This window comes from Psychrobacter sp. 78a-MNA-CIBAN-0178, from assembly GCF_040309625.1.
GTDB lineage: Bacteria > Pseudomonadota > Gammaproteobacteria > Pseudomonadales > Moraxellaceae > Psychrobacter > Psychrobacter okhotskensis.
Genome location: NZ_JBEOOZ010000012.1, coordinates 40085 through 53697 on the forward strand (window position 1 = coordinate 40085; position 13613 = coordinate 53697).

The 13613-nt window shown below is 43.4% G+C and carries 11 protein-coding genes and 2 tRNA genes; 6 read left to right on the forward strand and 7 right to left on the reverse strand.

Annotated elements, in window-relative coordinates:
• Positions 1–8: 8 nt before the first annotated feature.
• Positions 9–1172: an AAA family ATPase gene (locus tag AAEY80_RS08565; RefSeq protein WP_350588184.1), complete on the forward strand. Its 1164-nt coding sequence runs from the start codon at positions 9–11 to the stop codon at positions 1170–1172.
• The gene (locus tag AAEY80_RS08570) at positions 1169–1636 is read left to right on the forward strand and encodes a type II toxin-antitoxin system VapC family toxin (RefSeq protein ID WP_025653214.1); all 468 of its coding nucleotides are present in this window, start codon (positions 1169–1171) and stop codon (positions 1634–1636) included. Before AAEY80_RS08565 ends, AAEY80_RS08570 begins: the two co-directional genes overlap by 4 nt.
• A 3-nt stretch (positions 1637–1639) precedes the next feature.
• On the opposite strand, the gene AAEY80_RS08575 is transcribed toward AAEY80_RS08570, so the two are convergent.
• Together AAEY80_RS08575 and AAEY80_RS08580 are read right to left on the reverse strand one after the other, a co-directional pair.
• Positions 1640–2209, reverse strand: a complete 570-nt coding sequence (locus AAEY80_RS08575; protein ID WP_025653215.1) for a YchJ family protein — start codon at positions 2207–2209, stop codon at positions 1640–1642.
• Between the two features lie 45 nt (positions 2210–2254).
• On the reverse strand, positions 2255–2971 hold the full coding sequence (locus AAEY80_RS08580) for a metal-dependent hydrolase (protein ID WP_025653216.1): 717 nt from the start codon (positions 2969–2971) through the stop codon (positions 2255–2257).
• A 113-nt stretch (positions 2972–3084) separates the two neighbouring features.
• Between AAEY80_RS08580 and AAEY80_RS08585 the strand changes: the two genes are divergently transcribed.
• Entirely contained in the window at positions 3085–4137 is a 1053-nt protein-coding gene (locus AAEY80_RS08585; RefSeq protein WP_025653217.1) for a DUF3025 domain-containing protein, read from the forward strand.
• Between the two features lie 288 nt (positions 4138–4425).
• Positions 4426–7263, forward strand: a complete 2838-nt coding sequence (locus tag AAEY80_RS08590) for an aconitate hydratase (protein ID WP_201616825.1) — start codon at positions 4426–4428, stop codon at positions 7261–7263.
• A gap of 179 nt (positions 7264–7442) precedes the next feature.
• Here AAEY80_RS08590 and AAEY80_RS08595 read toward each other — a convergent pair whose 3' ends face one another.
• Complete coding sequence (locus tag AAEY80_RS08595; RefSeq protein WP_025653219.1) at positions 7443–8096, reverse strand: LysE family translocator; 654 nt, start codon at positions 8094–8096, stop codon at positions 7443–7445.
• Positions 8097–8498: 402 nt separating this feature from the next.
• Between AAEY80_RS08595 and AAEY80_RS08600 the strand changes: the two genes are divergently transcribed.
• On the forward strand, positions 8499–9398 hold the full coding sequence (locus AAEY80_RS08600) for a DMT family transporter (RefSeq protein WP_201567449.1): 900 nt from the start codon (positions 8499–8501) through the stop codon (positions 9396–9398).
• Positions 9399–9715: 317 nt separating this feature from the next.
• On the opposite strand, the gene AAEY80_RS08605 is transcribed toward AAEY80_RS08600, so the two are convergent.
• From AAEY80_RS08605 to gltX, 4 genes are all read right to left on the reverse strand, one after another.
• Positions 9716–9791, reverse strand: a tRNA-Glu gene (locus AAEY80_RS08605).
• Between the two features lie 155 nt (positions 9792–9946).
• Positions 9947–10022: transfer RNA gene (locus tag AAEY80_RS08610), tRNA-Ala, on the reverse strand.
• A 122-nt stretch (positions 10023–10144) separates the two neighbouring features.
• Complete coding sequence (locus AAEY80_RS08615) at positions 10145–10504, reverse strand: hypothetical protein (protein ID WP_201567447.1); 360 nt, start codon at positions 10502–10504, stop codon at positions 10145–10147.
• A 127-nt stretch (positions 10505–10631) separates the two neighbouring features.
• A complete protein-coding gene (gltX, locus tag AAEY80_RS08620; protein WP_350588187.1) occupies positions 10632–12161 on the reverse strand; it encodes a glutamate--tRNA ligase in 1530 nt (509 codons plus the stop codon).
• Positions 12162–12544: 383 nt separating this feature from the next.
• On the opposite strand from gltX, the gene rsmH reads away from it, so the two are divergent.
• Entirely contained in the window at positions 12545–13588 is a 1044-nt protein-coding gene (rsmH, locus tag AAEY80_RS08625) for a 16S rRNA (cytosine(1402)-N(4))-methyltransferase RsmH (protein ID WP_407074196.1), read from the forward strand.
• Positions 13589–13613 lie beyond the last annotated feature (25 nt).

Genomic DNA, 13613 nt, shown 5'->3' on the forward strand with positions numbered 1-13613 from the left:
GTGAAGCCATGTTAGGCAATGACATTCAAATAAAACAGCTAGTAGGGGTAGGGGATGTCCATCTTAGCTTTCAGCCTGAGCAGAGAGTATATTGCCTAATCGGTGAAAATGGTATTGGTAAGACTAAGTGTTTAGAGGCGTTGTTCAAAGCATACTTTTCAACTAATAAGTTATTATTTGATTTGTATTTTAAAGGGAATCATTCATTTGAATATGTTGATAAGGAAGAAAATAAATTCAAAAGTATATTTACATTTGGCAATACTAAAATTTGTTTATATCCTGAACCCAAAGAAGTTAAAATAAAAAATAGTGCTGTGTTCTTTCCTCAACATGAATTGCCTCTAGTATATGTGGATACATTCGAACGTACTAGTCATCATAATAATCAGGTGGGGATTAGAAGAATTAATGAGCTATTCTTAAGAAGAAAGTATTACTTAGATGATTTGAATGAAATTGCTTACAATAATTCTGAGTATATTAGCTTTAAAGATAGAAGTAATTTGCATGAATGGATCATTCAACGTGCACAATCAGCTAACCCTTATCAAGCTAAAGAAGACAATCGTGAAATTGAGATTACGACACTGCTTTGTCTGTTAAACAAAATTGATGAAAGGTTTCATCCAGAATTTCTCGAAATTACAGGTGACGACAGGGTATCTTTCAAAGTTGCTGATAAAAAAACTGAACTATCAGAACTCTCTAGCGGCTTTGCGTCAATATTGAAAATCATACAATCTATCATTGCAGGTTATAGCTATTTTACTAACGAAACCAATATTGCTCATGTAAAAGGCGTGGTATTTATCGATGAAATAGAAAGCCATCTTCATACCAAATGGCAAGCGACTATTATTCCTACCTTGAAACGTCTATTCCCTAATACTACCTTTTATATCACTACTCACTCCGCAATTGTTTTGAGCCAATTACAACATGGTGAAGCTTATGAGTTATACCGTGATAAAGCAGATGGCGTAGTAAAAACGGAACTGATAAATCATCCTAATAATGCCGCATTTATAGACTTGTTAAAAGATGCTTTTGATATTGATATTAATCAGCTTAAGTTAGCGCGAGATAATGCGCCACAGCAAGCAGAAGCAAAGCAGATGCTTATAAGTTTATTAGATGAAAAAATCAAACAACTAGAGGCAGGGCAATGATGAGTGAAAGAGAACTATTGCTTGATGCCAATTATTTAATTTATTTACTAGAGGGTAAGGTTGACGAAAATGACGCTAATCTTTTGCAAAAATTAAAGACTTTACGTGCTGAAATAGCTTCAAATAACGTCGAAGTAGTCATCACACCACTCATCCGTTATGAGTTTCTAAGATACTTTTTATGGAAGAAAGGAGATGACGAGGTTAAAAGATATGTTAACGTGATGAACATGCTCACCACTTTAGATATCAGTCAAGATGTCGCAGATTTAGCTGCTGACTTATACCGACTAGATAAATTTATTGCCAACGAAAATAATGTCAATAAAAATATTGATAAACGTCAGTTTGATATATTTCATTTTGCTACGGCTAAGGTTAATGATATCGAATTGCTATCTAATGACAAGCACTTGCCGCAGCTTGAGAAGCTATATACTCTTTACGAAGGAAAACTAATTTAGTTTCTAACTCAAGTACACCCCACAACACCTCTTAAACTTTTCACCTGACCCGCAAATACACGGCTGTTTCTGTGTGATAGACATAGCAACGGTCGGATCTAAAAAATACCAACTCGCATCATTATCAGCTTTGTTTTTTGTTTTTACAAAAGCAGACAACTCATGATGTGCTTGCAAATCTTCATTCGTCTTAAAATAGGCTTTAAACTCAACCTGCGAATGGCATTTACCCAGCTTTGGCGTGTGCTGTACGATTTCTAATCCTGCCCAATCTGTTTCTTTTGCCCAAGACTCAATCGCCTTGATATCTAGCAAGCCTTGCTGCGCGGTTAGCGTAGTCTTGACGATATAGTCTGGCTTAATCAACACAAAGGCACTATAGCGCGTGCGCATGAGACGTTCGGCTGTCTCCGCTTTTATACCATCTGCTTTGCCAACCTCACCAATATAAAGAGCATCATTATAAACAGCCTCATGATAAGGCTGACAGCAATCTTTATACAGTAGCGGTGAGCTGATAGCGCTTGATGATGGATGAATTTGGCAAGGGCAAACGTGTAGATTAGGTTGCATGTTTTATTCTCATTTTTGCTTGGGTTTTATTGCTTTACCGTATCTTTATCGCAGCATGTTTTTTATTAGTTCTGGCAATATGCCAACTTTTAGTTGTGCCCATGGTGCTGGGTCACGCAGCTGCTGCCAAAACGCATCAAACGGCGGGGCAAAATAGACCAACATGGCGAGCAGTGTATATAGTAATAAATACCACCATTTATCTTTAGGCTGATAAAACTTCATCGCTGTACCTGATGAGCGCTTCATTTTCATATCGGATAAATTGACGCTATATAACTCGTCCAATGTCAAATGCACTAGCGCGCCACCGAATAAAAATAAACCGTAAAACCAGCTTGCCGTCAGTGGAAGGTGCAAGACGTAGTAGCTTAAATAAGTCAGCCCCAAACCCAAAATTGCCATATAAGGCACGGAGTGAATCACACCGCGATGCACGGTCATATTCGTAAAAACGGTAAAAACCACATAACGCATAAAGCCGTAGCCAGCTAACCATAGCGCAATGAGCGCCAGTAAACTCAGCTCACTGCGCCAATGCATCACCAGACCAAAGGCGAATATAAACGAGATAATATTAAAACCCAGCTTAATCGGTGTCGAATTATCAGAATCCAAATCAGGCAACAGCCCACCGATGGTACCGAGCGCCACGCACATCAAAAACCCTGAATCATCGATCAATCCCGCTTTATAAACCGTCAAGCTGAGCGTACCACTGGCCATGAATGCGACATTTAAGTGGGTATTAAAATTTGCCATAAAGATTTGCCATAAAATATCGCTAAGGAGGGTGTTTAGAGCCGCCTATCTAGCAGCAAAAAAGCGCTCTATGATACCATAGACAAGCCCTACGTCTAATAGAGATAGTGAACATGACCGCCACTGATTTACCTGCCAAACCTTATTCAACAGCTTCTTCTGAAGCGCCTATTACAAGCCTGTCTACACGCGACAGCAGTCTTGACAAAAGCTTTGCTGAGATTGATTGGCAAGTGCCGTGGCTGGCTCATTTGCAGCAGTTGGACTATATCAGTAACGCCATCGCTCAGCTCGGTGGGGCAAACGCTGAAGGCTTTAACAATGCTGAAGGCTCTCATGAAGTTGAGGGCTCTAATGAAGCTAAACTAAAGAGTCGGCCTGACGTGATCGCTAAGGTTTTAAACAAAGCGTTAAACCAGCAAAGTGAGCATTTGCAAAGCCAATTACCTACCACTAAGTCCACGCAAAACAATCAAGCACATGCGCTAAACTTTGTTTCACAAGAGGCGTTGTCAGAAGGCGAAGCATACGAAAGCTTTATTGGCACTAGTGGTAAGATTCCGACACGTGATAACTTGCATGATTTATTTAACGGCAGTATTTGGCTGACTTTTCCAAAGACTAAAGCGCTGCTTAATTATTATCATATGGTAGAGATTGCCCAGCAGGGGATTGGCGCTAGCCGAGGTCGTGTCCGCGATACCATCACCGTATTCGATGAAAATGGGGCGGTACTAGTGACGTCTGAGCCGCGTATTGGCGAGGCTTTGATTAATTTCGATTGGCAGGCAAGTTTGATAGAGCCGCGCGCGCAGTGGGACAATCCACAACAACTGAATAGTCAGTCTCGGGCTGCGGTTTATGTTTTTGGTCATGCACTGCTTGAGCAATTGATAAAACCGCGCAAACCTTTATGTGCGCACAGTATCGTCATCCTTGTGCCGCAAGATTTTTTTGCCTTGCCGCTATCTGCACGCATGGTCTATCTAGATGGCAAAATTGCTCAATATATGGATAAATTGCTGTCACAAGATAATGTCACACCGCGCCAGCTGGCTCCCTTGCCTATTTTGGGCGTGCCACATTTTTGGGCAGAAAATGCTGATATGAGCTTTTATGAAGATAACTATGTGTTTCGTCATGGTCGCCGTCAAAAGAAAAAGTGAAAAATCATTGAACACCTTATTAATAAACCGCTAAGCGGCTGTTACGTTTACGATTGTGCCACGATTTGACACCGTCTAGGCGTTAACAAAGGGCTCGAAATTTGTTATGGTGAAGGGGACTCGTTATAAACGACGGAAACACTATTTATCTTTTTCTTTGATTCCAGTGGTCAGTCGATGCAAATTTTATCAGCCTTTTTTCTTTAAGCTCATAAATTCACAGTTAATCTAGCCACCAGTTATAACAATAAATTCATAACAATCTACCCAGTAGATAAGGAAGCTACCATGAGTGATATCTTTAACGTAAAAGACACCTTGTCGGTCGATGGCAAGGAACATACCTACTACAGCCTGCCTGAGCTAACCAAAACCTATAGCAATATCAGTAAGCTGCCATATTGCATGAAAGTCGTATTAGAAAACCTACTGCGTAACGAAGATGATGGTCAGTCTGTGGGCAAAAACCACATCGAAGCTGTCGCCAATTGGGACGCAGGTGCTGAGGCGTCAAAAGAAATCGCCTTTATGCCTGCTCGTGTCGTCTTGCAGGATTTCACTGGCGTGCCATCGGTCGTCGATTTGGCCGCTATGCGTGATGCCGTGGTTGAGCTGGGTGGTAAAGCCGAGCAAATTAACCCGTTTATTCCCAGTGAATTGGTCGTCGATCACTCGGTACAAGTCGATGCTTATGGCCGCGAAGATGCGCTAGATTTGAATGAAAAGATCGAATTTAAGCGTAATAATGAGCGCTATGAGTTCTTGCATTGGGGTCGTAACGCCTTTGAAAACTTTGTCGTCGTACCACCAGCGACCGGTATTGTCCATCAGGTTAACCTTGAGTATTTAGCGCGTGTGGTGATGGCCGCTGATGTCAACGGTGAGCTTACTGCCTATCCTGATACGGTGTTTGGTACTGACAGTCATACCACCATGATTAATGGTATTGGCGTGCTTGGTTGGGGCGTGGGCGGTATTGAAGCAGAGGCTGCCATGCTTGGACAGCCATCATCGATGTTGATTCCACAAGTCGTTGGTTTTGAGATGACGGGTAAATTGACCGAAGGCGTCACCGCCACGGATTTGGTATTGCGTGTGGTTGAAATGCTACGTGCCCATGGTGTGGTTGGTAAGTTTGTCGAATTCTACGGTGAAGGCCTGCACAGCATGCCGCTTGCCGATCGTGCGACGATTGCCAATATGTCACCAGAATATGGTGCAACTTGTGGTATTTTCCCAATTGACCAAATGGCGATTGATTATCTGCGTCTATCAGGCCGCGACGAAGCGCAAATTGAGCTGGTCGAAAAATATGCTAAGGCGCAAGGCTTATGGCACGATGCCGATACACCTGCGGCGACTTATTCGAGCAAGCTAGAACTAGATCTATCGTCAGTACAGCCAGCACTTGCTGGTCCGAACTTGCCACAGCAGCGTATCAATTTGTCTGATATGCATGAGAAGTTTGGTGAAACGCTAGAAAAAATGACCAAAGACCGCAAGTCAGAAGTAGAAGGCAAAGTACGCTTTGATCAAGAAGGCGGCGAGCAAGAGCAAGCTGAACACTTAGCTGCTGAGCCGAATATCGAAGTTGATACCAGTGATGATAATGCAGGTTATGCGCCAGCAAACAATGTCTTCTCAAATGTCAGCATCGATGACAAACAACATAAACTACGAGACGGGTCGGTAGTTATTGCCGCCATTACTTCTTGTACCAATACTTCTAATCCAGCGGTAATGATTGGTGCAGGTCTAGTGGCCAAAAAAGCTGCTGCCAAAGGGCTTAAAGCCAAACCTTGGGTTAAGACATCGCTCGCACCGGGTTCTAAAGTCGTAACCGATTATTTAGAAAAAACCCATCTAATGGATGAGCTAGAAAAAACAGGCTTCTACTTAGTAGGGTATGGTTGTACGACTTGTATCGGTAACTCAGGGCCATTATCAGAAGAGATCGAAAAAGGCATTGAAGAAAACGACTTAGTCGCGGCAGCGGTACTGTCTGGTAACCGTAACTTTGAAGGTCGTATTCACTCGCATGTTAAAGCCAGTTATTTAGCATCACCACCGTTGGTCGTTGCCTATGCATTGGCAGGTACTGTTGATATTGACTTGACGACTCATCCGCTCGGACAGGATCAAGATGGCAATGATGTGTTCTTAAAAGATATCTGGCCAACTTCAGAAGAAATTAACGAGCTGATTGCCAATAATATCGACGCTGAAATGTTCCGCAAAAACTACGGCGAAGTGTTTGACGGTAGTGCTGCTTGGAACGCTATTAGCTCAGCCGATAGCCAGCTGTATCCATGGGATGAAGGCTCAACATACATTAAAAACCCACCGTTCTTTGATGGTATGACCATGGAGCCAGAAGGTATCCCTGATATCGAAGGGGCGCGTATTTTAGGTCTGTTCGGCGATTCAATCACCACCGATCACATCTCACCAGCGGGCAATATCGACCCAGACTCGCCTGCAGGCAAATACTTGCAAGAGCGCGGTGTCATGCAAGCCGACTTCAACAGCTATGGCTCACGCCGTGGTAATGATGCGGTCATGACTCGTGGTACCTTTGCCAACATCCGTATCAAAAATACCATGATGGGCGGTAAGGAAGGCGGCTATACCTATTACTTCAAGGGTGACAGCGCGACGCTACAAGATGGTGAAGAAATGGCCATCTATGATGCCGCGATGAAGTATAAAGAAGACAAGCGTCCGCTCGTTGTTCTTGGCGGCGCGGAGTATGGTTCTGGCTCTAGCCGTGACTGGGCAGCCAAAGGTACTATTTTGCTCGGTGTCAAAGCGGTATTGACCAGCTCATTTGAGCGTATTCACCGCTCGAACCTAGTGGGCATGGGCGTGTTGCCATTGACCTTTAAAGAAGGTGAAAACGCTGAGACTTACAAGCTTGATGGTTCAGAAGTCATCAGCATTAGTGGTCTCGATAATGGTGAGAGCAAAACTGCCAAAGTCACTGCTACTCGCGCTGATGGTTCAACTGAAACCTTTGAGGTTAACGTCGGTCTACAAACGCCAAAAGAGCGCGAATACGTGCGTCATGGCGGCGTGTTGCACTATGTACTACGCCAATTAGCAGCAGAGAGTAAAGACGCTGCTTAATGGTTAATTAAAGTTAGAATCATATAAAGCCCAGTCTCCTTAATATAGGGGACTGGGCTTTTTTATTGGGTGAGAAGGAATAAGTAAGTATTGGGAAGTTTATTTCATTGAATTATCTGAAGTTCTCATTCCAATTCTCTTTAAATACTTTATGTCCTCTACTCTTTATTCCAACTTGCTTAACCTTTGTCAGTCAACAATTTAACGCCCAGTCCCATAAATACGACACCGCTGATTTTGTTCAAGACAGACTCAATGGCAGGGTTTTTTCTTAGGTTTTCGCTGAACTTTGACGCCAATAATGTCAAACACGAGCACCATATCAAACCCGTGGTGGCAAAGGTCAGCCCCAATACCAAAAATGACAACATGCTATGAGCATAACTGGGGTCGATAAACTGAGGAAAGAAAGCGACAAAAAACAAAGCCACTTTGGGGTTAAAGGTATTGGTGAGCACCCCTTGTTTGTATATCTGCCAATAATTGAAAGGCTTCATAGTTGCAATGTTTTTGTGGTCTTGCACGTTATTCGTTATCAAAGGTGCTTGTTTACTTGTTAGCATCTTAAAGCCTAAATAACACAAGTAGCTGGCACCAATATATTTGACGATCATAAATGCTATTGGGGAATTGGCCAATAATACTGATAGACCTAGCGCCGCTAATAAAGTATGAATCAACGCACCGGAAGTCACGCCTAGTACTGAATAAAACCCAGCTTTTTGCCCTTGTGAGACACTACGAGTAATGATGTACATGGTATCCGAACCAGGTGTTAGGTTTAATAAAATGGCGGCAGCGATAAATCCTAGATAATTTTCAATACCAAACACAACAAGCACCTCCCTTTGATGGCTCTAGATATCCCTATGTTATAGAGTGTTTATATATTTTATAAGTTTTTTATAGGGTAGATAGTAGTGAGCTTAAGTTGAATTAGCAAGAACACCCATCTTTCGTCAAATCCTATCACGCCGGACATCCATAAAATCAATCTTGTTCAAACCAATCTCATTCAAACCAAGTTATCCCAATCATTACAAACCTGCGCTACATTCAAATTTTCGTCTTGCCAAAACTCAAGAAGTCTTGCCTATTTCTTGATATCTATCCCGCAAAAATACATAAAAACAGCATCTCTAAAGCCATTAAAGCGTTATCATCACGATATTTTTTATGACTTAACCAACCCAGTCAACACCGCTACATAAATAGCCTGCCAAATTGAGTGAACCATGACTAGACGCGACCTTATTACCTTCTTTGTGCTTTCCTTTATGTGGTCGCTCTCATTTATATTTTATCGAGTGGGCGTCCCTGAGTTTGGCTCGTTGGCGTTTGCCAGCCTACGGGTGATATTTGCAGGCTCCATCATGGTGGTCTTTTTATTGCTCAGCCCAAAAGACCGAGTGGGTATTCTTAAAAAATGGAAAATGCTTACTATCGTCGGATTATTCTCAGCCGCCATTCCCTTTACATTGTTTTCATTTTCAGCACAGTCAGTGAATGCGGGGGTGTTAGCAGTACTTAATGCTGCTGTACCGATGATGAGCGGCTTTATTGCCAGTACCTTTTTTAATGAAAAGCTCGCTAAAAAGCAAATATTAGGCTTAGTGATTGGGATTATTGGCGTAGTGATTTTGATGAGTGAGAACTTGTTTGGTGAGCAAGGAGCACAAGATCTAAGCTCAACGCTACTACCAATGGGGTACGCTTTACTTGGGGCAGTAGGATATGCAGTAGGCGCTAATGTTACTAGGAACTACTTAGAAGACCTCTCGCCGATTGCGATCACTGCAGGTTCGCTCATTATCGCCAGCCTAGTCATGCTACCTATAGCTGTTTATAATTTTCCGTATGGCGCAAGTATTAGCGCAAAAGCGTGGCTATCCGTGATTTGTATTGGGGTGTTTTCGACCGCCATTGCCCTTATCTTTATGAACCAGTTGATCAAAAATATCGGCCCGATGCGCGCGACCAGTATTACGCTGGTTATCCCTATTTTTGCGATATTTTTTGGTTATATCTTGCTTGGCGAAGCACTGGATATCGGCGCGATCATTGGCTCAGTCGTGATCTTGTTTGGCACTTATTTATCATTAAACTTGTCATTAAAAGGCTTGGTCAAGTCGTAAACTGCTTTATCGGACAGGCTAAAGGTTTGTCCGATAAACGCTCAAGCGATGAATGGTATAGTCGGTTCAATATAATTTGGATACAAGGAAGACGAGTGAAAGTACTGCAAATAGTAGGCTAAGCGAGACTGACACCGTATCTGAGTTGTATAGGATTGACTATATTTGAAGTAAGTTGCAACAAGCCATTATAAAAACGACAGACGTAAAAAAGCCCAGTCGCCGTATGATGACTGGGCTTTTATATTGTTCGCTTATTAGTCTTACCTGATGCTTAAAGGTACTAAGCAAAAGTGCTAATAAGTGACGCCGTATAGTGGCGTCCCCAGGGGGATTCGAACCCCCGTTACCGCCGTGAAAGGGCGGTGTCCTAGGCCTCTAGACGATGGGGACGCATAGAGTGTCATAACCAAATGGCTACAACGGTACTTCACAATATCAGAGAGCTTATCTATTAATAGAGCAAGCCTTGCCTAGGTGCTGATATCGTCCTACTAGCGAGTATTTATTCTAAAGTTTCAGTAAACTGAGCTTTGTCGTAAATAGTATGGTGGAGCTAAACGGAGTCGAACCGTTGACCCCTTGCATGCCATGCAAGTGCTCTACCAACTGAGCTATAGCCCCTCGCTAAGAGTGTGCGTATTTTAGGTAACAGCAGCAGTCTTGTCAACCGCTATTTTCAAAATAATCGATAAATATGCGAAAAAAAGCGTTTAAAGCGGATTTAGCTACTTAATAAGCCTAAATTAGCGTGGATTTTGCTGACTAGCAATCTCTTTAATGGCTTTATCGGTAAAGAATTCTTCTTCGGTGCCATCTAAAAAAACAATAGCAGCACATTCTGTGGGGATATATTGCCCGCCTTTTTGTTGTACTGTGCTGATACCTTTAAAGCCTATAATCTCAGACTCATTTAATCGCGCTGATTTATTATAATCAGAGTAAGTCGTATATATCCACTTTAGATCTTCAAAATCTTGACCCTTTGTCAGGGTGAGTTTGGCATCATAAAGCTCTTTTACGATGGTATCATAGTATTTCTGCGCTTCTTTTAGGGTGTTGAAGACATAATCTTTACTTTCTATCGTGACGGTTTTGGCGGCCATATTTGTTTCCAATTCGTATGTTTAATAGTATGAGAGTAGTAATACTGACTAAAAATGAAAAAGGGTCAGAACTGGCATGACCCTTTCAAATTCAAAATTTCAGCTAATTTATTATTCGGCAGAGAAGCTATTCAGCCGCCAAAAAGTCTGGCAACTCAGCCGCTTGTTTCTCTAGTTTTTTAAGCTTCTTTTTACCCAAGCCGCCTAGTACATCAACCGCATGACGCAAGCGCGTCAACGTCATATCAGCACCGATAATCGCCATAGAGTTCATGACGGGTGTCGATGAGGTGCTACCAGCGATAGCGATAAAGAACGGTGCCATAAAGTCACGCATCTTAATATCGAGATGAGCCGAAAGCCCTTTTAAAGTGGCGTAGATATTTTCTTCTGACCACGTTGGCAAGACTTCTAGCTGCCATAATGACAGCTGAAGCATCTCGATAATTTGCTCAGGTGTCAATGATTTATGGGTAAAGCTTTCGGCATTAATATCCGGGAGGTTTTGAAAATAAAAGCCGCCCCAATTGACTGCATCAGACAGTAGTTCGATACGTGGCTGAATGGCTGCTGCGATAGCCGTTAATTTATCGCTATTACTTGCCCAGTCGAGGATTTTATTTTTTAGCTCTTCAGGAGTAAGTGCACGTAGCCATTCGCTATTGACCCAATTAAGTTTCTCAATGTCGAAAATAGGGCCACCAAGCGATACACGCTGAATATCAAAGCTGGCAATCATCTCGTCCAAGGTGAATTTTTCTGCTTCGTCAGGCATGGAGTAGCCCATACGTCCAAGGTAATTCAGCAAAGCTTCAGGTAGCACGCCAGCATCACGATAGTAGGTGATAGAGGTTGGGTTTTTACGTTTCGACAGCTTTGATTTATCTGGGTTACGTAACAGTGGCATATGGCAAAGAACCGGCATCTCCCAACCAAAATACTCATAAAGTAGCTGATGCTTCGGTGCAGAGTTCAGCCATTCCTCACCACGTAGTACATGGCTGATATCCATCAAGTGGTCATCGACAACGTTGGCTAAATGATACGTTGGCATGCCGTCAGTTTTGAGAAGCACTTGCATATCGACTTGGGTCCAAGGAATCTCAACGGTACCGCGCAGCATGTCATGTACTTGGCAGATGCCTTCAGTGGGTACACGCATACGAATTACGTGAGGCATGCCTGCTGTAAGAAGTCCAAGAGTCTTCTCAGAGCTTAAATGTGCACAGCGACCGTCATAACGTGGCGTCTCGCCATTGGCCATTTGCTCAGCACGCATGGTGTCTAGATCTTCACTGGTACAAAAGCAGCGGAACGCATGATCGTTTTCTATCAGCTGCTCAGCGTGTTTTTTGTAAATATCGCTACGCTCGCTCTGACGATAAGGCGCGTGCGGACCGCCGATGTCTGGACCTTCCGCCCAGTCAAGGCCGACCCAACGCAGCGCATCCAAAATCATTTTTTCAGATTGCTCCGTTGAGCGTGTTTGGTCGGTGTCTTCGATACGTAAAATAAACTCGCCGCCATGGGCTTTAGCGAAGGCTAAATTAAATAGGGCGATATAAGCAGTGCCGACATGAGGAAAGCCAGTCGGTGAGGGTGCAATGCGGGTACGAACAGGGCGTGTGCCGCTAGTAGAAGTCGATGGTTGCATCATAAAAATCTCAGAATAGGGTAGTTAATGAATAGGGCAGTGAAAAATGCTAATCAAAGCTTTGAACAAAAAATACGGATGAAACAATAGCCGTCAAGGTAGAAAAATAGCGTAAAATATAGCGCTAGTATAACAGAGAGATGGGATATTTTTAATGAAAAGCCCTTCTAGCGCTTGACTACAGATGTATCCTTGCGATAATAATGCTAGGCAAGGCATAACTTGTTTATTTTCATCCGATTTTTTACTATTACTGGCCACGATGGTCGTCATCTACTGAGTTGTTTGTGTCATTATCAAAATCTAAGCCAAAGCCAAATGTTAACGCCAGTCCTGCTGCTACCGATAGCGCTGAGTCAGTGGTTAGCCGATCTTCTGTGGAAGACATTTCTGCGCAAGATTCTAGTCAAGGCCATAAAGTGTCGGATGAATTAAGTTTTGTCCACGATGCTGTGCTGCTACAAGAAGCGGTCGCGGCGGTGTTGGGTGTCAAATCACTGCCCAAGCAAACCGGCGACGCAGGACAAAACAGTGACAACCAAAGCAGCTTACGAATGAGCGGCATCTACGTCGATGCAACCTTTGGCCGTGGTGGCCATAGCCGCTTGCTATTAAGCCAGCTGGCTGACGATGCCACCTTGATTGTGTTTGATAAAGACCCAACAGCCATTAGTGTTGCGCGCGAACTAGCAAATACCGATAGTCGCGTAAAAGTGGTGCATGACAGCTTTGCGACCTTGACGGACAGCTTAGCCGCTATGGGTATCACTGAGGTCGATGGTCTGATGGCAGATTTGGGCATTTCTTCACCGCAAATTGATGATGGTAGTCGCGGTTTTAGCTTTATGCGCGATGGTGCGGTCGATATGCGCATGGATACCAGTCGTGGTCAATCCGTCGCTGAATGGCTTGCCAAAGTCGATGATGAAACCTTAGCCAATGTGCTTTATGAGTTTGGCGAAGAGCGTCACAGCCGTCGTATTGCACGTGCAATTAAGCAGATGGACAGTTTTGAGTCCACACTTGAGCTGGCAGAAGTGATAAAAGTGGCGCATCCAAACTGGCAGCGTGGTAAGCATCCAGCGACGCAGAGCTTTCAGGCGATGCGTATCTTCATTAACAATGAGCTTGGCGATGTCGATGATTTTTTAGCACAAAGCATCCCGATTCTAAAGTCAGGCGGGCAGCTGGCGGTCATTAGCTTTCATTCATTAGAGGATCGCCGCATTAAGCAGTTTTTGCAGCGTCATAGTAAAGGGCAGTATCCAGAAGACGAGAATTTGCCGATGCCGCCTAAGCGTCCGCGTTATTTTAGCAAGCCTAAACGCGTGGGCCCTAGCAAAGATGAGGTGAGTCAAAATCCACGCTCACGTAGCGCATGGTTACGCATGGCGACTCGTACCGATACTGAGTATCAACAGACGCTATAGCAGTAAAAGCGTTTTTAGCTCATTT